The sequence below is a fragment of the Bartonella sp. B10834G3 genome (assembly GCF_016102505.1).
In the GTDB taxonomy this organism is placed as follows: Bacteria; Pseudomonadota; Alphaproteobacteria; order Rhizobiales; family Rhizobiaceae; genus Bartonella; species Bartonella choladocola.
In genome coordinates this window covers 47,905-67,899 of record NZ_JACFOM010000001.1, presented here as the reverse complement: position 1 = coordinate 67,899, position 19,995 = coordinate 47,905, and the positions used below count along the sequence as shown (strand labels likewise).

Here is a 19,995-nt window from a genome sequence, read left to right as displayed (position 1 = left end):
TTATTCGCCTTTTTCGACCGGATGTGATTTTGTCTCTTTAGATGGAGTTACCGGTTTTTGAACTTGCTTCATCACCGAATCCGATTTCAAAGTCGCGTTTTTTTTGTCTGATTTGCCGTGCTCCTCATGAGTGTTATCAGGAGTGATGGAACCGGTATTGATATTTTCCGGTGGCAGTTTGTTTTCAACTTTATTCTCGACTTTGTCGGATCCGAATGTTCTGTCGAGATATTCATAGGCAATGCGCGCTCCGTCGCGTGCGCGTTCTCCAAGCGAGCCTAGAAATGTTTTGCCGGTCTCGCAAGTATCGGAATTGCGTTCGCAAAAATTGCCAAGGTCATTGACCGTGTCTTTGACTGCCAACAACGCTTCGACTGTATTCATATATTGATCCGGCTGTGATCCATTGTTCTTTCCCGATGTACCGAGAAAAGAAATGATAACCAGAAAAAGAGTTAGAAAGCAGAATGATTTTATAAAAAACCGTATCATAACGCCCCGACACAACGCAGTTACAAATGAGGAGGATAATGGCAAGTGTAGCGTTTTATGATTGACGAAAGATTGACGAAAATCGGTTTTTTTCAAGATCCCACAGGGTTTTTGGCTATTTCCCGATGAACTTGTTAACCATAGCCGAAGAGAGATGGGAGATGCATCTTCGAGATGCTGTTTATTATCTTTTCATTAAAAAATTGACGCCAGATTGGCAGAAGACAAGCAAAAAAGTTGTTTTGAATGGCCCCGAAGCATGGAAATAGCGTGCAAGAGGCTTAAAGCGACAAGGTTTTAATCGGAACAATGGAAACATTGAACGCAACTCTAACGGTGAACAGTCAAGGCATTGTGCTTCAAAGTGCCATGCCGGAGAGCTTTTTAGGCTATTTAAGTGAACGTGATTCTTTACCCGATCACGTTCATATAAATGATCGCATTATTCTTTTGTCATTTCTGGCAGATGTGCGCGAAAACCGTATTACTTCTCCAATTTCCATCCGCTTGAACGGACCTGATCGCAGAAAATTCATGCCGGTTATCATTTATTGTATTTCGGCAGACGATAAAGCCATTCAGCTTTCCGTCGAAACAAATTGCAGCGAAACCAGCAATATCGATATGAGTGCAGTTTCGCCTTTTGCTCGTGCTGCTCATGAAATGCGCACACCTTTGAATGCAATATTGGGTTTTGCGGATCTGCTCGATTATATCGATCACCAGAATATAAAGAACGACAAACGATATGAATATATCGCGATGATAAAAAAGGCAGGCAATCATCTTTTGCAAATCGTCAACAAAACGTTGCAAGTCCACCAGCAACAAGCAGATGCCGCTATTCCGGATGATCTTTGTCTTGTTCCCGATCTTATCAATGAAACGCTCGAATTGACATTGCCACTCCAGGGGCACAGGAAAATTATCCTCAAAGGCCTTGAAACGCCGGTTGCCTGCTATCTCGATACATTATCATTCCGTCAGATATGCTTTAACCTTATTTCCAATGCGATCAAATATAGCAGAGACAACGGACATATCGATATTGGTATTGGCGTGCGGGACGACGACTTCTGCGCCATCACAATCGAAGATGACGGCATAGGCATGGACGAGCACCATATTGCACGTTTGGGTTTGCCATTTTTGCGCGCATCCGATGTGGTTGCCTGTAACATCGAAGGGGTGGGCTTGGGGCTTGCAATGGTATTCGACCTCGTCAAACGGGCAAATGGAAAAATTTCGTTTGAAAGCGAGAAGGGAAAAGGCACACGGGTAACATTGCTTCTGCCTCTCGTTCACACAAAGCCGGTCGGCACGTTGCACGATTCGCCGATCAATCCGGTCATAAGAGAAGAAGCGGGCGATAACGGATATTTTTTAACTCCAGAAACAAAACTTAGGAACAATGGTAAGACAACGGAAAACACCAAGAACCAAGTCCGGAAAACAGCGTAGTTTGCTTTTTGCTATTCTTGCCGGAATAGGACATTTGCTGGGTTTGTTTGCCGGGTGGACATATCGTCATGCCCGAAAGAATCCGCTAATGGCATGCGGTTTTTTTCTGTTTTTGGTGGGATTTGGTTTCGTTACATTCAATGCATTGTTCTATCAAAGTACAAGTCATCATGCGGTTTTTATCCAGACACGTCCACTTGCTGCCCAGACAGCCGCAACAGCGAGCCGGAATATGCCGGTAAAAGCCGATCAACCTTTGAATAATACCCCTCCGGCAGCGCAATCGGCGTCAACTCAACCGCAAACCACAACACCGCCGAGTGTTGCAGTTGATAAAACGCTACCCGACAATTTGTTGGAAGCGCAGAAAAAACTGGCCGCAATGGGGCTTTATGATGGCCCTATCGACGGCCTTGACGGGCCAAAAACAAGAAGCGCTATTACACTGTGGCAGCAGAAAACCGCACAGGCTGGCGGTCAGAGCGGAACTCTAAAGCAGCAGGATGATATAGCTTCACTTATCAGCGGTTCATTGGCAACAGCCGGCAATGTCGATAAGGTGACGACGCAATCTCTTAACAATGAACATAGGGCTCTTACTAATGAGAAACCGGCTCCTGCCAACCAGCAACCGGCTAACAAAATCGCAACCAATGCTAATGAAATGCGAGTGATGAGCGCTGCACCACAAGAAATCTCGAAAGCTGCACCTTCGCAAAGATTGGAAAACCAGGGAGGTTTCAAGGCGGATACGGCCGATATTATGCGCGTTCAGGCGGGGTTACGCGCATTTGGAGATGACCATGTTGTCGTGACCGGCACAGAAGATGAAAATACAGCCGAAGCGTTGAAGAATTTTCAAAAAATGTTTAGCCTGACAGTAACCGGAAAGATAAATCAGGAAGTTATCGATAAAATGAAGGATATTGGTCTTATCGGATAGACGAATACATAAGTGGGCATAAAAATCTTAACAATGCTTCCGTTATTCTATTTAAATTCAAATCAATTCTGAATATCAATCGACAGTGGATTGAATATTTTATTTTTATAAAGAAAATTCATAAAAATATTTGAAAATACCTGTTTTTATTAATCATCATAAATATAGATTGTGCATTATCGTTTTATACGGTTTTTGGAGCGTGATATGCGTTTGACATCGGATTTCTGGACTGCAGCTTTAATGCGCCGGGTTCGGGCGGAGGGTGGCTTTGCCTATCTCACTCGCCGTGGTTCCAACGAAGCGGGTACAATCTTTATTCTGGATCGCCTTTCGAGCGGAGATGTCGACCTTTATGGACCGGCACCACAGAGCTTTTACACGGACGAGAGTGATCGCGACGAACGTTGTTTCATAAAAATTCTGGCCGGTGTGAAAGAAGCGGTTGCGGTCGAGAAACTCGAAAAAGAACTCCAATTCGACGCCGATTTGTGGTTGGTCGAATTTGAAAATTATAACCCGCAGCAATTGCCTTTCAATATTGTGAAAGCCTGAAACTTTTAATAATCGAGTAAGTCGCAATGGGTGTGATTGAGGAAGTTGTCACTGTCACTTGCCATTTTGGATTTTAGACTGCGTAAAATAACGAAACCTTCCGACAAATTTTCGCCTACCAGTACGGAATTTTCAACACTATCGGGGGTTGATTGCTTCAGTTCCATAATTTGTCCCGGATTTCCAATGACGAGATCGAGTTTTCCGTTTGGCATAGTGTGGTTGTTCAAACTATAAAAATTTGTTCCATTCCGATCATAAACAGACATTGACCAGAATGGAGCCGAGCCTTCGGCTTTGATGTGGACAGGCCCGTCATCGAGGTCGAACCGGCACGCTTTCAAATGGAACAAAGGATCACCCGACTCGACAATCGGATTATTCGGGGCAAGTGCTGCGAACTTATATTTGTTATCGTCCGCAATCAAACGCTTCCATGTGTTGAGTTCATTGAATTGGGGAACGAGCAGTACAACGCAGATGTGGACAATCACAGCACCAACGATTCCGGCTATCAGAGCATAAACAAGTTTAGTCACAATCACGCTCTCCTGCGGGAACAACTTCGACAGTCGGCATATTCAATTTCTGCAATGCAGTCGAGGTGACAATCGGCGTGTCATAAAGTGTCAGGATCAGGCCATATTCGTTTCGCCCCCGCGTGGCCAGCCAGTTACCCGCCTGAGCTTGCGGCGAAACCAGAACATTCAGTTTGCCGTCCTGATCCCATACGACATTGGCACTTGATAATTCGGTAGGTAATTGATCCTCGATCCATTGCGCACGCAGTTCGTGATCTGCCGCGTAAAGAGTGAACAATCGGGTTTCCGGCAAATAACCTTTCAGGCGATAAGTGCAATGCCCCTTTAAAGGATGGTTATGATTATCCCGCCAGAGCCGGAAAACCAGTCCTTCAGTTCTGCCCAAAGAAATATCGCCGCGTTTTGCCGCACGGGCACGCGCATAAGCATCCGCTTCTTCGGTTCCTGCCTGCGGATAAGCTTCCCATTGACCTATTTTCAAACGACCGAAGCCGTCGAATGTATCAAGTACATAATTGACACTCAATGCACCGCCACCAATAGCAATAAGAAGGCTCGATATTATGAGAAATATACGATAAAACATAACCCGTTTTTCCTGACTTATCTATTCTAGCGTATCTGGCTTGTCGAAGAAGAAACGACATGTGCAGAACTTGCCGGAGTGAGCAGAGGTGCCTTTTCCAGGTCATCGATAAGTGACTGGATAACCTTGGAGGAGGCGGGCGAAAGAACCTGCGGCAGGTCAGGAGCGATATTGTCGTTGGAATTGTCATCCTTGGATTGTTTTACATTCGATAAAATCGAGTTTTCGACACCGAAAAGCGGTTTGATTGTCGTATTCTGATGGGCGTAAAGCATGATGCGGTTCCACATCATTGCAGGAACGACACCGCCGAAGGCACGGTTCATAGAAGAAAAATCGTCATTTCCCATCCAGACCGCGCCGGTATAATTTCCGGTAAAACCGACAAACCATGCATCACGATAGGCTTGCGACGTTCCGGTTTTTCCGGCAACAAGCGTCATAGGTAATTGGGCGCGTTTGCCGGAACCACGCGTGGTTACGCCCACCATCATCTGGTTCATATAGGCGGCAGATTGCGCACTCATCACCCGATGCGGTTTTTCGCCATCCCGTGACCAGTCCCAAATAATTTTACCATCGGAAGTCATAATCTGGGTAAAGCCGTGGCGGTTACCCGCCATGCCGCCATTGGCGAAAACATTAAAACCGGTTGCCTGATCGAGCGGAGTCATGTTCGACGTACCAAGAACCATGGTTTTATGGGAAAAAATATTGGCATCAATGCCCATATTTTTAATGAGGTCACGAATGGGCTGGGTATCACGGTTAAGATATTGATAGGTGATGCGAACCGGTACTGTATTGATTGAAAAGGCGAGAGCCGTTGCAATGTCGACATTACCGCTATAGCGACCTGAATTGTTGTGCGGTGACCACCCGCCCCAGTTGATCGGCGCATCCGAAATAATTGTTTTCGGTGTAAGACCGCGTTCCATTGCAACAGCATAGACATAAGGTTTGAAAGATGATCCGGGCTGTCTGCCACCTTGCGTCGCGCGGTTGAACTGGCTTTGTTGATAGTCCCGTCCGCCTACGATTGCGCGTACCGAACCATCATTATCAAGTATCACAGCAGCCGCTTGAGTGGCTTTATACTGGGCACCATATTGCTGGAGATAATATTCGATGGATTCTTCGGCAGCTTTCTGTATTCCCTGATCGAGGGTCGAGCGGACGACAACATTATGGTTCGGTAATTTGTTACCGAGTTTTCTGACTTCATCGAAAGCCCAATCAAGGAAATAATTCGGCTCGTTATTATCAAGCTCTGTAACAACGCTGGCAGGATGGCGCCGTGCACCGATCACCTGTCCTTCGGTCATCAAACCGTCATCAACAAGGTTCGACAGCACAACATTGGCACGCGCCCGCGCTGCCGGCAGGTTGACATGCGGGGCATATTTTCCGGGGGCTTTGAAAAGTCCGGCGAGCATGGCTGCTTCGGCAAGTGAAACATCGCGTATATCTTTGCCAAAATAGAACCGTGATGCGGCGGCAATTCCGAATGCACCACCACCCATATAAGCGCGGTCGAGATAAAGTTGCAGGATCTCTTTTTTCGAGAGGTTCGCTTCAAGCCATATTGCAAGATAGGCTTCCTTGATCTTGCGTTCCAATGTCCGCTCATTGCTCAAAAACAGATTTTTTGCCAATTGTTGGGTCAGCGTAGAGCCACCTTGCACAACGCCATGAGCGCGCAAATTCTGGCTGAATGCGCGCGACAGGCCATAGAAATCTATGCCCCAATGTTCAAAAAACCGGCGATCTTCGGTTGCAAGGACGGCTTTGATAACAAAATCGGGCATTTCTTCTATCGGTACGGGCTCACCATGAAGAGCACCACGGCTGCCGATGTAATTGCCATGCCGATCAAGAAAATTGACTGCAAAATCTTCCGGAGAATGCCAGTCTTTTTTTGTTAGCGAGAAGACCGACACGCCAATGAATGTAAAAATAGCAAAACCGATGAGGCCAAGGGTTAGTCCTTCATCGACGATTTCGACAATGAACCTTTTCCAGCCGCGCACACGGAAACGGCGCGATATAATCGTCGCATTTTCCCAAAAAACAACAATTGCGCTCTTTAATCTATAAAGGCCGGAATCAATCCACGAATCGATTCCGATGAAACGCGGGCTACGGAAGCGCTTCCTGTCACTTTTATTGTTATTTTTTCTAAAACCGAACATGGAAGCAATCCGTGTAATTGATGACCGCTTTATGGCAAAACGAAAAATCTTCTGCATTTTAGCTTATCGAAGCGAAGGAACAAAAGAGTTTTTTCTCTCTTTAGGATTAATATTGGGTGAAAGGTCGGGGAACCGAAACCGTTTCCTTGAAAAACAGGCCGGAAAAGGTTGCATTACCATTGAAAAATCGTGGTTTTTCCTAATATTAGGAACCATGTAATAATTTCATATATCGGGTTTTCCGAAAATTATGGGAAGTCCAAACGATCAGGCAATAAATAACGCGTTTGTTCATTTTGTATTCAGACAAAATAGGGTATGAGTACGTTACCATGAAAAAATATCTGTTTTTTTTAATATTGACATGTCTTGCGGGAACGACTGCCGCTCATGCAGCCGATTGCACCGAAGTGGGAAAACGTGTAGCAAGCGAGCAGGGGGGGACATTGGCCCGCGCCACACTTGATACACAAAATGGCAATACCTGTGTTGTCATTGTTCTCATTCCCGCCCGTGATGGCGAAAAGCCGAGACGCGTAGAAGTTGCCGTACCTGCCAATTAGAATCTCGTCAGAAAGATAGTCGATGAGAATTCTCGTGGTAGAGGACGATCGGGATTTGAACCGCCAATTGGTCGAGGCGCTCAACAGCGCCCGATATGTTGTCGATCGCGCATATGACGGGGAAGAGGGCTATTTTCTCGGCGACACCGAATCTTACGATGCTGTTGTGCTTGATCTCGGCTTGCCAAAAATGGACGGTATCAGCATTGTCGAGCGCTGGAGGGAAAATTCCCGTTCAATGCCGGTATTGATTTTAACCGCAAGAGACCGCTGGTCGGACAAGGTTGCCGGTATTGATGCCGGAGCTGACGATTATGTCGTGAAACCCTTTCACATGGAAGAAGTCCTCGCACGGTTGCGCGCGCTGATAAGACGCGCATCCGGACATGCGTCAAGCGAGCTTGTTTGCGGGCCGATAACGCTTGATACAAAAACGTCGCGCGTCACTGTCAATGGTGTGCAGATCAAGTTGACCTCGCTCGAATTTGCTCTTCTATCTTTCCTTATGCATCATCAGGGTGAAATTGTATCGCGCACCAATTTGACAGAGCATCTCTACGATCAGGACTTTGATCGGGATTCCAATACAATCGAAGTGTTCATAGGACGGTTGCGAAAAAAATTGGGTGTCGATGTTATAGAAACAATACGTGGTATGGGTTACCGCCTGAAAGCACCCGAAGAATAGAAAATGTTTTGCCCATGGAAACGGTAAAAGGCGAAACAAAGTGGAAACATTTTTTCAAGACGATCAGTAAATCACTGGGTCTTCGGGTTAATATATTTTTGACTTTGTGGATCATTGCGGCGCTGGCCTTCATTTCGGTTGTCAGCCTCATGTTCTATCGCCAATCGAACAATGATTATCTGGAACGCATTTTAACAGCCCATCTCTACAGTCTCATATCATCGGTTAATGTTTCCTCCGATGGCAAGTTGCAAGGAAATCCGGAACTGGGGGATATACGATATTCCGATCCTTCATCCGGCTGGTATTGGGAAGTGGTGGCACTATCAGGCAATCTCAAAGGCAGGTTGACATCCTCTTCGTTGGGGACAAAGAAAGTCGCCTCGCCAAGCGAGAAGACAGATCCTTTCGACCAGAAATTTTTTCGTTCATATCGGATAATAGGTCCTGAAGGTCAGCATTTACGTGTTGTCGAAAGCGATGTCATTCTTGACAACAAAAATCGTGTCGCACGTTTTCGTATCATGGGCAATATTGATGAAACGCGTGCAGAACTTGAAAAATTCAAAAAGACATTGCTTCTCTATCTGTCATTATTCGGCGTTGCAAGCATACTGATTAACCTTGTTATCATCTATATCAGTTTGCGTCCGCTCAAACGGATAAGACATTCACTGGCAGATATTCGGGCAGGCAAAGCCAATCATCTTGACACTGATTTGCCACTTGAAGTGATGCCGCTTGTTGGCGAAATGAACGCTTTGATTGATAATAACCAGCGTATTGTCGAACGCTTTCGTGTTCAGGTCGGTAATCTTGCCCATTCGTTGAAAACACCCTTATCTGTCATTGCCAATGAAGTCGATCAAAGCTCCACCAATAGTTCTGATCGTCATGAAATGAATGTCAAACTCCTGAAAGAACAGACGGATATTATGCGTGCCCAGATAGACCGTTATTTACAACGCGCCCGTATCGCTGCTCAACGTGACAGTGTCATCTATCGCACGCCACTTAGACCATTATTGGAACGACTCGTAAGAGTGATGGGAAAACTCAATTTTTCAAAACAAATCTCTTTTTATATGAACGAGCCGGATATTATTTTTATAGGAGAAAAAGAAGATATTGAGGAAATGGTTGGCAATCTTCTCGAAAACGCCTGTAAATGGGCTAAAAAACAGGTGGTGTTGCGGTGCGAAACAATGGATGAAAGACGTGTCGATGCCGATCGTGTTCATCCCATGTTTTTTATCTCGGTAGAAGATGACGGTTCCGGCCTTCCGGAAGACCACCGAGAAGATGTTTTCAAGCGGGGAAAAAGACTCGATGAAAGCAAACCGGGAACGGGTCTTGGTCTTTCGATTGTTGCCGAACTCGTAGGCGAATATGGCGGAAATGTCGAATTGGCCAATTCCGGACTCGGTGGCCTTTGCGTAACCCTGACACTACCTTATGCCAAGTCGTAAACCCACTTATCAAGACGAACATATATCCGGCTTTTTCCCTCATCATAAACTTGCGCAAATTCAAAGATCGGTGACTTTCATAGACGCCCGTTGAAAAACTGTGGGAGACAGTGCGAGCAAATTATCGGCATCAAATACAAGCGGTAGCGCATAACGTTACACGCACATGCGGTAACGCATAACGTCACATGCGGTAACGCATAACGTTCATTGCCGGTTTGACGGGAGAGTTGGTCTAAGCGGAAGTTTTACCGGATCAATGATGGGTATTTGAAGCTTCCATGGCGATATAATGTCTCGGCGCAACCGGATGGGAAGTTTCGTTCTCGTGAAACGGCAATTGATAGCGCTTACGCAACAATTCACCCTCTTCGGGTTTTGTGTGCAAGCCTCTGCTTTCAAGAAGCGGAATGACACTTTCAGCAAAAATATCAATATCGTTGGGGAGAGAAGGAAACAGCACATTAAATCCGTCGGCGGCCCCGTTTTCAAACCAATATTGCATAGTGTCAGCAACTTCTTCGGCAGTGCCAACAAGAAGAAGATGGCCGCGCGAACACATAAAACGCCCGATCATTTGTTTCAGTGTCAGCTTGCGCAGGCGCGCGTCACCAAGGATAATACGCGTACGGCTTGGTGTCTTCGGGTCATCTGCCATTTTCAATAAAGTTTCCGGCAAAGGCTTATCAAGCGAATATTCCGACAAATCCCTATTGAAGATATAGGAAAGACGCTGAATACCCGATTGCGGAATTGCAAAACTATTCAGATAATTGAATTTCGCTTCAGCTTCTTTGTGCGTTTTGCCAATGACAGGAACAATGCCGGGAAACACCAGTACATCTTCATTATTCCGTCCGAATTCTTTGGCGCGTTGTTTAATGTCTTTATAAAATTGCTGTGCACCGTTCAAATTGGGCTGAGCTGTAAAAGCCAAATCGGCATAACGGGCAGCAAATGAACGGCCTATATCGGATGCACCACCTTGTGCCAATATCGGCTTTACCTGCGGCGAGCGCGGAACCGAAAGAGGGCCGATAGAACGGGTGTATGAGCCTGTATAATTGGCACCACGAACAGCCGAAGGATTAAGATAAAGCCCGGTTTTTTTATTCGCAATGCGTGCGCCCGGTTGCCAGCTTTCCCAAAGTGCCATAACGGCATTCAAAACATCTTCGGCACGGGCATAGCGTTCCTGAGAGGGAGCAATAACATCGCGCCCGAAATTTTTGGCTTCCGATAATGTGGTCGATGTCACGACATTCCAACCGACACGGCCATTTGAAATATGATCGAGCGAAGCAAAACGCCGCGCGATATGATAGGGATGGTCAAAAGTTGTAGAGGCTGTACCGATAAGTCCTATTTTGTCGGTAATAGCAGCTAATGCCGATAAAACCACAACGGTATCAAGTGCACCGCTTACACTATATTGCACTTCGTGTTGAAGCGCCAGAATGTCTCCGAGAAAGAGCGAATCGAATTGTCCTTTTTCAGCACGTTTGGCTATGTCGGTCCAATAGGACAGGCGTGTAATTGCCAGTGGATCAACGTCCGGTAAACGCCAGGAGGCCATATGACTTCCCAAACCGAACACCATGGCGTTCAAATACATCCGCCGCATTGATCTTAATCCTCTTAAACATTACATATGGGATGGAAAATTTGTTTCGTTTGATACGCGTTATACGTTATTTTGTTTCCAATTTTCCATAAAACATTCTGTGAGTGTAAATATGTTCCTGTTTTTTAATTGTTTTTTCAAATTATAGGTCATTTTGTGACGAAAAAAAGTTTTGTAATCCCGCTTTTAACCCGATATGAGAAATAACAGAAAGTGGTGACGGAATTTGTTGGTGTCAGCATGAAAATACGCAGTCTCGTTCTGTTGGTTTCTTTTGGAATTTTATCGGCCTGTAGCCATGATCGCGCCACCGGACGTGTAACCAATCTTGCTGATACGAAAGTTATTTTGCAAACCATGGGTAACGGGTTGCTAGGCTCCTCGATACAGTCGCTCTCCAAGGAAGACCGCAAGCAGGCTCTGGAAGCCGAATATAAAGCACTCGAATATACTGATGCAGGCAAAGCGGTTGGCTGGACATCTTCCAAAGATGGAACATCGGGAAGTGTGACACCGGGGCAACCTTATCAGGTCGGTTCACAAAATTGCCGCCAATATAGCCATTCTTTTGTTATTAATGGCGTTCCACAAACGGTTCATGGTAGTGCATGTCGTAACGCAAACGGTACATGGTCGCCACTCATTTGACACATTTCAGCGATCCTGTCCGATATATTCAATCAATTTGGTGCGAGATAACGGCGTGGGTTCTAGTTTTTTGCCAAGCGTTTCTATATTGAATTCATTATGACATACTGGGTTTTTGTATTGATTTTCACAGCTATCGTCACGTTAGTTGTGCTCTATGCCGTTAGCCGCCCGATGAAAAAAGGGCAGGAACGAATGGTTGTGGATTCGCCCGCTTCCGACATCGAAATATATAAAAACCAGCTATCCGAAATTGCAGCAGATTTGCAGCGTGGTCTGATTGACAAGGAAAGCGCGGACGAGGCGAGGCTTGAACTTTCGCGCAACATATTGGCCGCCGGAAAACAGAAGAAGGACACCGGCTTTATCAATCATCGAAGTCGTGGATTGAAAATTGTCATTACCATTGCTGTTTTATGTGTGCCGCTTGTTACGATCGGGATTTATGGTTTTTTGGGTTCACCGGGACTTCAAAGCCATCCCTTCAACGATCTTATGATGAAAGATCCCTCAAAACTGACAGCAGAAGAAAAGCTTGTTCGTACAGAAGCGCTTTTTGCGCGCGATCCCGATAATGGAAAACTGGCAGATGAACTTGCAACCGGTTATCTGGTTGCAGGACGTTTTCAGGATGCTGTCAATACTTATGTGAGTGCCTTGCGATTGAACGGAGATGCTGCCCCCCGTCTGGTCGGGTACGGAATGGCTCTTGTCGGCTATAATGGCGGAACGGTCAATGAAGATGCAGAGAAAAGTTTTGAAAAGGCGGCAAAGCTTGCTCCCGATGACTTTTATCCGCGCCTCTTCATTGCTGAATCTCTCCGTCAGGCGGGGAAAATTGATGAAGCAATAACAGGGCTTAAAGATTATCTTTCCCGACCGGTGAAAGACAGTGTCGGGCGCCAGCGCGTTGAAATGATGATTAAAGAGCTGGAAAAAGCAAAAATTGACGCTGCCTCTCGCGCAAACGGGGCTAAAAACGGGGCGATTTCGGGTGGCGACGAAACATCTTCCGGCACTGCAAACCAGCCTGTTGCGAATGATAATGATAGCAGTGATAATATTCATGCAATGGTGGAACAACTGGCACAAAAACTTGAAAAGAACCCCGACAATCTTGAAGGTTGGAAACAATTGATCCATTCATGGCTCGTTTTAAAAGAAACCGGAAAGGCAGTGAATGCGTTAAAAGAGGGAATATCGAAACTTACGAAAGATAAAGCGGCAGAGCTTGAAACTTATGCGAAAGCGCAAGGGCTTGTCGCCGAGTGAAAATCGTAATGTGAAAGTCAGGAAAACAGGATTATGAGCAATGAAACAGCCGTACGTTTGACAATCCAGAAAGGATTGCGGCGTCGTAAGACAAAACGCCTGATGATGATTTTGGGCGGCCTCGTCGTACTGGCAGTTGCAGCGGCGCTTGTTCTCTACGCCATGCGTGGCACTGCAAGTTTTTTTCGTATGCCTTCTGAAATAACCGGTGAAGATATTTCATCCGGCAGGCCTTTGCGGCTTGGTGGTTTTGTTGAAAAAGGTTCGGTTAATAAAGAAAACGGAACCAGAATAACTTTTGCAATTACCGATTTTTCCAACAAGGAAACGGTGAAGTTCGATGGTGTTCTGCCCGATCTTTTCCGCGAAGGTCAGGGCATCATTGCGGAAGGCCATTTTGTACCGGATGGCGTTTTCGTTGCCGATCGTGTTTTGGCAAAACATGACGAAACCTATGTGCCGAAAGATATTGTGGATAGGCTCAAAGCCCAGGGGTTGTGGGAGGCCTATCAAAAACATGAGCGTTGAGATCGGTTCTCTTGCACTCTGTGCGGCACTTGCAGTAGCGATATTTGGAACCATCATTCCGGTTGTTGGCGTTTATCGTTCCGATCGACGGTTGGTTGATGCTGCGTCCCCCATTGCGCATCTTGTCTTTGTGCTTGTGCTTATCGCATTTGCCACATTGATCCACGCATATGTTGTTTCGGATTTTTCAGTTCTGAATGTCGTGCAAAATTCACATTCCGAAAAGCCGCTTCTTTATAAAATAACCGGTGTTTGGGGAAACCACGAAGGCTCGATGCTGCTTTGGGTTTTCATTATCACATTCTTTTCTTCTCTTATTGCACTTTTTGGCGGTAACCTGCCGGAGCGGTTGAAAGCACTGATTTTATCGACACAGGCCTCGATCACCACGGCATTTTTGCTTTTCATTCTTTTCACTTCAAATCCGTTCATAAGGGTCAATCCACCCGCTCTTCAGGGGCGTGATCTTAACCCCATTTTGCAGGACATCGGTCTTGCTATCCATCCGCCGCTTCTCTATCTCGGCTATGTCGGCTTTTCAGTGTGTTTTTCGTTTGCAATTGCAGCCTTGATTGACGGGCGTGTTGATGCAGCCTGGGCGCGTTGGGTGAGGCCATGGACATTGGTGTCGTGGGTGTTTTTGACCGGTGGTATCATGGTCGGCTCTTATTGGGCCTATTACGAAATGGGGTGGGGCGGCTATTGGTTTTGGGATCCGGTAGAAAACGCGTCACTCATGCCGTGGCTTGCCGGTACCGCGCTTCTTCATTCTGCAATCGTTCTGGAAAAGCGTGGCGCCTTGAAAATCTGGACGCTGTTTCTCGCCATTTTAACATTCTCGTTGTCGCTGATGGGAACTTTTCTTGTCCGCTCCGGTATTCTTACGTCGGTGCACAGTTTTGCCGTTGATCCGGCTCGTGGACGAGCCATATTGGCAATTCTGTTTTTCTTTATCGGCGCGGCATTGGTTCTTTTTGCTTTGCGCGCTTCGTCACTCAAAACAGGTGGTTTGTTTCGCCCGATTTCGCGTGAAGGATTATTGGTTTTTAACAATCTGTTTTTGACAACGGCGACAGCAACGGTGCTCATCGGCACACTCTACCCGCTGCTTCTCGAAACATTGACAGGGCAAAAAATCTCGGTTGGCGCACCATTTTTCAACTTGACCTTCGGGCCCCTCATGGTGCCGCTATTGTTGATGGTTCCGTTCGGCCCCCTTATGGCATGGAAAAGAGGCGATATGCTTGCCGTTGCCGAACGGCTCTCCGGTGCTTTTGTACTGGCAATTATCGCAACATTGATCGTTTTTTATCAAACGTCTTTAAGATCCATTCTCGCCTCGTTGGGAATCGGGCTTGCAGCCTTTGTTTTTTTGGGCGGCCTTTATGATCTCTGGTTCAAAAGCGGGACAAAAAGTACAGGATTTTTCGTAAGGCTACGGCGCTTCGGCAAATTGCCGAGATCGAATTACGGCACAGCCCTTGCTCATATCGGTTTGGGGATTACGCTCTTCGGCATCGTCGCGGTGGCCACCTTCGGACAAGAAAACATATTGAGGATCGAGGCAGGGCAAAGTGCCAATATAGCCGGTAAACATGTCTTGCTCGAAGGGGCGCGAAATGTGAATGGCTCGAATTATTCGGAAACCCAATTCCGCTTTTCTGTGTCAGAGGCGGGTAAGGATATGGGGAACGTCACAGCGGCCAAACGCTTCTATCCCTCGCAGAACATGCCGACAACCGAGTCGGGCATAAAAAATTACGGATTATCGCAACTTTACATCGCACCGGGAGACGTTAATAACAACGGATTGGTGGTTCATATCTGGTGGAAGCCGGAGGTTATCTGTATCTGGCTTGGCGCAGTGTTCATGATGATAGGCGGAGTCTTTTCACTGACCGACCGGCGGTTGCGTGTGGGCGCCCCCAAACGCGCCAATACGCGTAGCAAACGACCGGAAAAGGGGGCTTGATGCGGTCTTTTTCACGACTATTGGCTGCTTTTGCTTTCATATGTTTTATGAACAGTGCCGCATTGGCAGTATTGCCCGATGAAGTGTTGCAGGATCAGGCACTTGAACAGCGCGCGCGCGACATTTCTTCGCATTTGCGTTGTCTTGTCTGCCAAAATGAATCGATTGACGATTCCAATGCGCCACTTGCACGTGATTTGCGTCTTTTGGTGCGCGAACGATTGAAAAACGGTGATACAGATAGTCAGGTTGTCGACTATCTGGTGGCTCGTTATGGCGAATTTGTCTTGTTAAAACCGCGGTTGAATGGTGAAACGTTACTTTTATGGCTGGCTCCGCTTTTGATTATAGTGATTGCCGGTTCATCGATTATTTGGCGTGTAAGGCGTCATAAACACAATAAGTTGATGCCTTTAAGCGAGGCAGAAAAACGCCAGCTTGACCGGATTTTGAAGTCAAAAAACCGCTAATTATTATAGCGCAGTCGAAGGAATGTGGGATATGCGGCAAAAACCGCACGCTCTTCCTGCCAATCTTACAAAATTTTAATAAAACGGACAGGCGATGGTAAGGTTTGACATCTTATCTTTCCATCAACACATGCGTTAAAGCGCAGTCTAAAAGGAGATTATAAGAATGCAGATTTCCCCAATTCGCAAAACGTTGGCAGCGATCACGATGTCAACGGCTTTGGCGGGAACGATGATTTTCGCGGGGCCGGCTTTTTCATTGAATATTGCCGAGGCCAAACCGGTCTATGTTGAAGGTGTCCAACAACAAAGCTTTGCAAATGTTGTTGAACAGGTGAAGCCCGCTGTCGTTTCCGTGCAAGTCAAAAGTGATAAAAAAAATGACGATCAGGGATTTACGGGATTTTTTGGTGGTCCGGGTATAGACCAGTTACCGGACGACCATCCACTCAAACGCTTTTTTAAAGATTTCAACGATCACCGCCGCCCGCCGCAGGGGCGCTCCACACAACGTTCAAAACCACGGCCGGTTGCACAGGGTTCGGGTTTCTTCATTTCGGAAGACGGTTATATCGTCACCAATAACCACGTTGTTTCTGACGGAACAGCCTATTCGGTTGTGCTTGATGATGGGACAGAACTTGATGCCAAGCTTGTAGGAACAGATCCCCGCACAGACCTTGCAGTATTGAAAGTGAATGACAAACGTAAATTTGTCTATGTCGATTTTGCCGATGATTCAAAAGTTCGCGTCGGTGATTGGGTGGTCGCTGTCGGTAATCCATTCGGATTGGGCGGAACAGTGACAGCCGGTATTGTTTCGGCGCGTGGTCGCGACATCGGTGCTGGCGTTTATGATGATTTCATCCAGATTGATGCAGCGGTCAATCGCGGCAATTCCGGTGGCCCGACTTTCAATCTGAACGGTCAGGTTGTCGGCATCAATACCGCTATTTTCTCGCCTTCGGGCGGTAATGTCGGTATAGCTTTCGCAATACCTTCGTCAACAGCAAAACAGGTTGTAGACCAGCTCATCAAAAAAGGCTCGGTTGAACGTGGATGGATTGGTGTTCAAATTCAACCCGTTACCAAAGAAATCGCCGACTCGATCGGTTTGAAAGAAGCCAAAGGCGCAATGGTTGCCGATCCGCTTGATGGCCCTGCTGCAAAAGCCGGTGTCAAAGCCGGAGATGCCATCATTTCGGTGAATGGCGAACAAGTTGCCGATGCGCGTGATCTTGCCCGTCATATTGCGAATATTACGCCGGGAGACACTGCAACGCTTGGTGTGTGGAGAGATGGCAAACAAACCGACATAAAGGTTAAAATTGCCGCTATGCCGAAAGACGAAAACAAGAGTGATGGCAAGGTTCTTCCACAGGGTGAAAACGGTTCATCGGAAACACTTGATGATTATGGTTTGACAGTTACACCTTCCGAGGAAGGGGAGGGACTTGTCGTAACCAATGTTGATCCGGATAGTGATGCGGCGGATAAGGGTATTCGTCCTGGCGATGTTATCATGACGGCCAATAATCATCCGGTGAAAAAAGCTTCCGAATTTGTTGACGCAATAAAGGAAGCAAAGAAGTCGGGTCGTACGGCCGTCTTGTTGCAAGTCGAAAGCAATGGACAAAACCGCTTCGTGGCTTTGCCAATTGCAAATAAATAGACTTGAAGTAGAAAAAATGGCTATGGCATAATTTTGCCATAGCTTGATAGCTTGCTATTTCCTGATTGTTGCCTGATGCCGGATTGTTGCCTGATGATGACCGGTCAAAGTGAGGTGTTCTTTATGAAAGTTCTTGTTGTCGAAGATGATCGTGAAGCACAGCGTTATCTGGAAAAAGCGTTAAATGAGGCCGGCCATTCTACCGATGTTGCCGGTGATGGTGAAACAGGACTGGCTTTGGCAGAAAATGGCAAATACGATGTTTTGATTATTGATCGTATGTTGCCCAAAAAAGATGGGTTGTCGATTATTATGGCATTGCGCGCCAAGGGTGTCGAAACGCCGGTTCTCATTCTCTCTGCATTGGGGCAGGTTGATGACCGCGTGACAGGTTTGCGAGCCGGTGGCGACGATTACCTGACAAAACCCTATGCTTTTTCCGAACTTCTTGCCCGTATTGAAGTTTTGCAGCGACGCAAAAACCCGAAAGAAGCCGAAACCACTTATCGTGTGGGTGATCTTGAACTCGACCGTTTGTCGCACACAGCCAAGCGTGCCGGTCAGGATATTATTTTGCAGCCAAGAGAATTCCGTTTGCTTGAATATCTGATGCGCCATGCCGGACAGGTTGTTACGCGCACTATGTTACTTGAAAACGTCTGGGACTATCATTTTGACCCGCAAACCAATGTCATTGATGTCCATATTTCGAGGCTCCGTTCAAAAATTGAAAAAGGTTTCGATACGCCGCTTCTTCATACCGTGCGGGGTGCCGGCTATATGTTGAAGGCGGTTGATAAACCATCATGAACAGGATCAAAAGCCTCCTGCGTACAACGGCTGTGCGTCTATCGGCCCTTTATGTTATTCTTTTCGGGCTGGTTGCTGTCGGACTTTCAATCTATATGACATCGCTTGCCGTTTCTATGTTGACCGACCAAACCGAACAGACTTTGAGTGAAGAGGTGGGCAATATCGAACACGCCTATCAACACGGGGGATTGCCGCTTCTCGTGCGCACCATCGACCGCCGGTCACGTCAGCCGGGGGCTTTTCTTTATCTTGTTGCAGACCCGCAAGGGCGATTTTTGGCCGGTAACGTGCAAAGCATCGAGCCGGGGCTTTTGAGTGGCAGCGGCCTGTTACGTAACTCGGTTGTGTATTCGCGTTTTGGTGACAGCGGGGAAAAGGTGAAGCATCGCGCTATTGCCACTGTTATTGATTTACCGAACGGAATGAAATTATTGGTCGGGCGCGACATTGGCGAACCTGAAAAATTCATTACGATTATCAGAAAAGCGTTGATGTTCGCATTGGCTGCAATGGCAGCAGGTGCATTGCTTATCTGGTTTTTTGTTGGCAGACGTGCATTGAAACGCATAGATCAGGTCACAGCCGCTTCCCAACGCCTTATGGCAGGCGATCTCACAGGAAGGCTTCCGGTTTCGGGGGCGGGTGATGAATTTGACAGGCTTTCTGCAAATCTCAATGTTATGTTGGAGCGTATAGAGGAACTTAATAGTGGCCTTCGTCAGGTGTCCGACAATATTGCCCATGATTTGAAAACGCCTTTGACAAGGCTGCGTAATCGTGCTGATGAAGCGCTTTCCCGACGTGATAAAAATGTTGATTATCGCCAGACGCTGGAAGCAATTATATCAGAGTCAGACCAACTTATCCGCACTTTCAACGCAATTCTTATGATTTCCCGTATCGAAGCCAGCACTTCGGTTGAACATCTTGAAAAACTTGATGCCCGTCCGATTGTCGAAGATGTCGGTGAACTTTATGGACCGGTTGCCGAAGAAGCAGGGGTTAAATTCGAGATGGGAAAAACCTTCGATGTGGAGTTATTGTTAAATCGTGAACTTCTTGCGCAGGCACTTATCAACCTTATCGACAATGCCGTCAAATATGGCGCGACCACAACAGAAAAAGCTCCTCAAGTTTCACTGTTTATGGAACAAAAAGACGGTCATATCAATATTTGCGTGAGTGATAACGGCATGGGTATTCCGCCGGAAGACAGGGAAAGGGTTACCAAGCGTTTTGTAAGGCTTGAAGATAGCCGTACAAAACCGGGCTTTGGTATAGGTTTAAGTCTGGCAAAAGCTGTTATGAAGCTCCATGGCGGAGAACTCGTTCTGGAAGATGCAAAACCCGGACTGAAAGCAGTTTTGTCTTTCCCTGAACTGCCAAAAGAAAAAGCAGAGCAAAAAAAGCCATCATAAAAAGCTCCATTTTCTTGAAACCATAAGCAATATAATTCTGTAAAAGCAGTCAATCATTCATAGAAGTTCAGGTTTAACCATTGCCGT

19 protein-coding genes are annotated in these 19,995 nt (G+C 46.6%); 14 read left to right on the top strand and 5 right to left on the bottom strand.

Annotation, left to right across the window (positions count from 1 at the left end; genetic code table 11):
* Nucleotides 1-384 carry a DUF5330 domain-containing protein gene (locus H3S94_RS00280; protein ID WP_246786381.1) on the bottom strand — a complete coding sequence of 128 codons (384 nt, stop codon included), beginning with the start codon at nt 382-384 and terminating at the stop codon, nt 1-3.
* A 417-nt stretch (nt 385-801) separates the two neighbouring features.
* On the opposite strand from H3S94_RS00280, the gene H3S94_RS00275 reads away from it, so the two are divergent.
* The 3 genes from H3S94_RS00275 to H3S94_RS00265 all read left to right on the top strand — a co-directional run bounded on the left by H3S94_RS00275 (nt 802) and on the right by H3S94_RS00265 (nt 3,451).
* A complete protein-coding gene (locus H3S94_RS00275; protein ID WP_198239971.1) occupies nt 802-1,953 on the top strand; it encodes a sensor histidine kinase KdpD in 1,152 nt (383 codons plus the stop codon).
* Nucleotides 1,904-2,896 (top strand): peptidoglycan-binding domain-containing protein, encoded by a 993-nt coding sequence (locus H3S94_RS11845; RefSeq protein ID WP_246786380.1) that lies wholly within the window; start codon nt 1,904-1,906, stop codon nt 2,894-2,896. The genes H3S94_RS00275 and H3S94_RS11845 overlap by 50 nt, the downstream gene beginning before the upstream one ends.
* Nucleotides 2,897-3,103: 207 nt before the next feature.
* On the top strand, nt 3,104-3,451 hold the full coding sequence (locus H3S94_RS00265) for a DUF1491 family protein (protein WP_077991512.1): 348 nt from the start codon (nt 3,104-3,106) through the stop codon (nt 3,449-3,451).
* 5 nt (nt 3,452-3,456) lie between these two features.
* On the opposite strand, the gene H3S94_RS00260 is transcribed toward H3S94_RS00265, so the two are convergent.
* The 3 genes from H3S94_RS00260 to H3S94_RS00250 are packed head-to-tail and all read right to left on the bottom strand — an operon-like array spanning nt 3,457 to nt 6,771.
* A complete protein-coding gene (locus tag H3S94_RS00260; RefSeq protein WP_077991514.1) occupies nt 3,457-3,990 on the bottom strand; it encodes a hypothetical protein in 534 nt (177 codons plus the stop codon).
* On the bottom strand, nt 3,983-4,579 hold the full coding sequence (locus H3S94_RS00255) for a DUF1214 domain-containing protein (RefSeq protein WP_077991515.1): 597 nt from the start codon (nt 4,577-4,579) through the stop codon (nt 3,983-3,985). The genes H3S94_RS00260 and H3S94_RS00255 overlap by 8 nt, the downstream gene beginning before the upstream one ends.
* A 26-nt stretch (nt 4,580-4,605) precedes the next feature.
* Nucleotides 4,606-6,771, bottom strand: a complete 2,166-nt coding sequence (locus H3S94_RS00250) for a transglycosylase domain-containing protein (protein ID WP_198230807.1) — start codon at nt 6,769-6,771, stop codon at nt 4,606-4,608.
* Nucleotides 6,772-7,103: 332 nt separating this feature from the next.
* Between H3S94_RS00250 and H3S94_RS00245 the strand changes: the two genes are divergently transcribed.
* From H3S94_RS00245 to H3S94_RS00235, 3 genes are read left to right on the top strand one after another with little or no spacing between them, the layout of a single operon-like run.
* A complete protein-coding gene (locus tag H3S94_RS00245) occupies nt 7,104-7,334 on the top strand; it encodes a hypothetical protein (protein ID WP_077991524.1) in 231 nt (76 codons plus the stop codon).
* A 22-nt stretch (nt 7,335-7,356) separates the two neighbouring features.
* On the top strand, nt 7,357-8,022 hold the full coding sequence (locus H3S94_RS00240) for a response regulator transcription factor (RefSeq protein ID WP_077991530.1): 666 nt from the start codon (nt 7,357-7,359) through the stop codon (nt 8,020-8,022).
* Between the two features lie 14 nt (nt 8,023-8,036).
* Nucleotides 8,037-9,491, top strand: a complete 1,455-nt coding sequence (locus H3S94_RS00235) for an ATP-binding protein (RefSeq protein ID WP_198239970.1) — start codon at nt 8,037-8,039, stop codon at nt 9,489-9,491.
* Nucleotides 9,492-9,747: 256 nt separating this feature from the next.
* Here the strand turns inward: H3S94_RS00235 and H3S94_RS00230 are convergent, their stop codons facing one another.
* Nucleotides 9,748-11,115, bottom strand: coding sequence for an NtaA/DmoA family FMN-dependent monooxygenase (locus tag H3S94_RS00230; RefSeq protein ID WP_198239969.1), 1,368 nt, complete (start codon nt 11,113-11,115; stop codon nt 9,748-9,750).
* Between the two features lie 216 nt (nt 11,116-11,331).
* Between H3S94_RS00230 and H3S94_RS00225 the strand changes: the two genes are divergently transcribed.
* The 8 genes from H3S94_RS00225 (at nt 11,332) to H3S94_RS00190 (ending at nt 19,908) form a co-directional block, all read left to right on the top strand.
* A complete protein-coding gene (locus H3S94_RS00225) occupies nt 11,332-11,763 on the top strand; it encodes an RT0821/Lpp0805 family surface protein (protein ID WP_370540999.1) in 432 nt (143 codons plus the stop codon).
* A gap of 99 nt (nt 11,764-11,862) precedes the next feature.
* The gene (gene ccmI / locus H3S94_RS00220) at nt 11,863-13,035 is read left to right on the top strand and encodes a c-type cytochrome biogenesis protein CcmI (protein ID WP_198239968.1); all 1,173 of its coding nucleotides are present in this window, start codon (nt 11,863-11,865) and stop codon (nt 13,033-13,035) included.
* A 33-nt stretch (nt 13,036-13,068) separates the two neighbouring features.
* Nucleotides 13,069-13,563: a cytochrome c maturation protein CcmE gene (gene ccmE / locus H3S94_RS00215; RefSeq protein ID WP_075914797.1), complete on the top strand. Its 495-nt coding sequence runs from the start codon at nt 13,069-13,071 to the stop codon at nt 13,561-13,563.
* Nucleotides 13,553-15,535, top strand: coding sequence for a heme lyase CcmF/NrfE family subunit (locus H3S94_RS00210; RefSeq protein WP_198239967.1), 1,983 nt, complete (start codon nt 13,553-13,555; stop codon nt 15,533-15,535). The genes ccmE and H3S94_RS00210 overlap by 11 nt, the downstream gene beginning before the upstream one ends.
* Nucleotides 15,535-16,005: a cytochrome c-type biogenesis protein gene (locus H3S94_RS00205; RefSeq protein ID WP_198239966.1), complete on the top strand. Its 471-nt coding sequence runs from the start codon at nt 15,535-15,537 to the stop codon at nt 16,003-16,005. The genes H3S94_RS00210 and H3S94_RS00205 overlap by 1 nt, the downstream gene beginning before the upstream one ends.
* Nucleotides 16,006-16,171: 166 nt before the next feature.
* Nucleotides 16,172-17,677: a Do family serine endopeptidase gene (locus H3S94_RS00200; RefSeq protein ID WP_077991543.1), complete on the top strand. Its 1,506-nt coding sequence runs from the start codon at nt 16,172-16,174 to the stop codon at nt 17,675-17,677.
* 123 nt (nt 17,678-17,800) lie between these two features.
* Nucleotides 17,801-18,487 (top strand): response regulator transcription factor, encoded by a 687-nt coding sequence (locus H3S94_RS00195; RefSeq protein ID WP_077994481.1) that lies wholly within the window; start codon nt 17,801-17,803, stop codon nt 18,485-18,487.
* Complete coding sequence (locus H3S94_RS00190; RefSeq protein WP_198239965.1) at nt 18,484-19,908, top strand: HAMP domain-containing sensor histidine kinase; 1,425 nt, start codon at nt 18,484-18,486, stop codon at nt 19,906-19,908. Before H3S94_RS00195 ends, H3S94_RS00190 begins: the two co-directional genes overlap by 4 nt.
* The last annotated feature ends 87 nt before the right edge of the window (nt 19,909-19,995 follow it).

What these genes read in the sequence shown, in the direction of transcription:
- H3S94_RS00280 (WP_246786381.1), bottom strand. Translation starts at nt 384, where the DNA reads ATGAATACAGTCGAAGCGTTGTTGGCAGTCAAAGACACGGTCAATGAC.
- H3S94_RS00275 (WP_198239971.1), top strand. Translation starts at nt 802, where the DNA reads ATGGAAACATTGAACGCAACTCTAACGGTGAACAGTCAAGGCATTGTG.
- H3S94_RS11845 (WP_246786380.1), top strand. Translation starts at nt 1,904, where the DNA reads ATGGTAAGACAACGGAAAACACCAAGAACCAAGTCCGGAAAACAGCGT.
- H3S94_RS00265 (WP_077991512.1), top strand. Translation starts at nt 3,104, where the DNA reads ATGCGTTTGACATCGGATTTCTGGACTGCAGCTTTAATGCGCCGGGTT.
- H3S94_RS00255 (WP_077991515.1), bottom strand. Translation starts at nt 4,579, where the DNA reads ATGTTTTATCGTATATTTCTCATAATATCGAGCCTTCTTATTGCTATT.
- H3S94_RS00250 (WP_198230807.1), bottom strand. Translation starts at nt 6,771, where the DNA reads ATGTTCGGTTTTAGAAAAAATAACAATAAAAGTGACAGGAAGCGCTTC.
- H3S94_RS00245 (WP_077991524.1), top strand. Translation starts at nt 7,104, where the DNA reads ATGAAAAAATATCTGTTTTTTTTAATATTGACATGTCTTGCGGGAACG.
- H3S94_RS00240 (WP_077991530.1), top strand. Translation starts at nt 7,357, where the DNA reads ATGAGAATTCTCGTGGTAGAGGACGATCGGGATTTGAACCGCCAATTG.
- H3S94_RS00235 (WP_198239970.1), top strand. Translation starts at nt 8,037, where the DNA reads ATGGAAACGGTAAAAGGCGAAACAAAGTGGAAACATTTTTTCAAGACG.
- H3S94_RS00230 (WP_198239969.1), bottom strand. Translation starts at nt 11,115, where the DNA reads ATGCGGCGGATGTATTTGAACGCCATGGTGTTCGGTTTGGGAAGTCAT.
- ccmI (WP_198239968.1), top strand. Translation starts at nt 11,863, where the DNA reads ATGACATACTGGGTTTTTGTATTGATTTTCACAGCTATCGTCACGTTA.
- ccmE (WP_075914797.1), top strand. Translation starts at nt 13,069, where the DNA reads ATGAGCAATGAAACAGCCGTACGTTTGACAATCCAGAAAGGATTGCGG.
- H3S94_RS00210 (WP_198239967.1), top strand. Translation starts at nt 13,553, where the DNA reads ATGAGCGTTGAGATCGGTTCTCTTGCACTCTGTGCGGCACTTGCAGTA.
- H3S94_RS00205 (WP_198239966.1), top strand. Translation starts at nt 15,535, where the DNA reads ATGCGGTCTTTTTCACGACTATTGGCTGCTTTTGCTTTCATATGTTTT.
- H3S94_RS00200 (WP_077991543.1), top strand. Translation starts at nt 16,172, where the DNA reads ATGCAGATTTCCCCAATTCGCAAAACGTTGGCAGCGATCACGATGTCA.
- H3S94_RS00195 (WP_077994481.1), top strand. Translation starts at nt 17,801, where the DNA reads ATGAAAGTTCTTGTTGTCGAAGATGATCGTGAAGCACAGCGTTATCTG.
- H3S94_RS00190 (WP_198239965.1), top strand. Translation starts at nt 18,484, where the DNA reads ATGAACAGGATCAAAAGCCTCCTGCGTACAACGGCTGTGCGTCTATCG.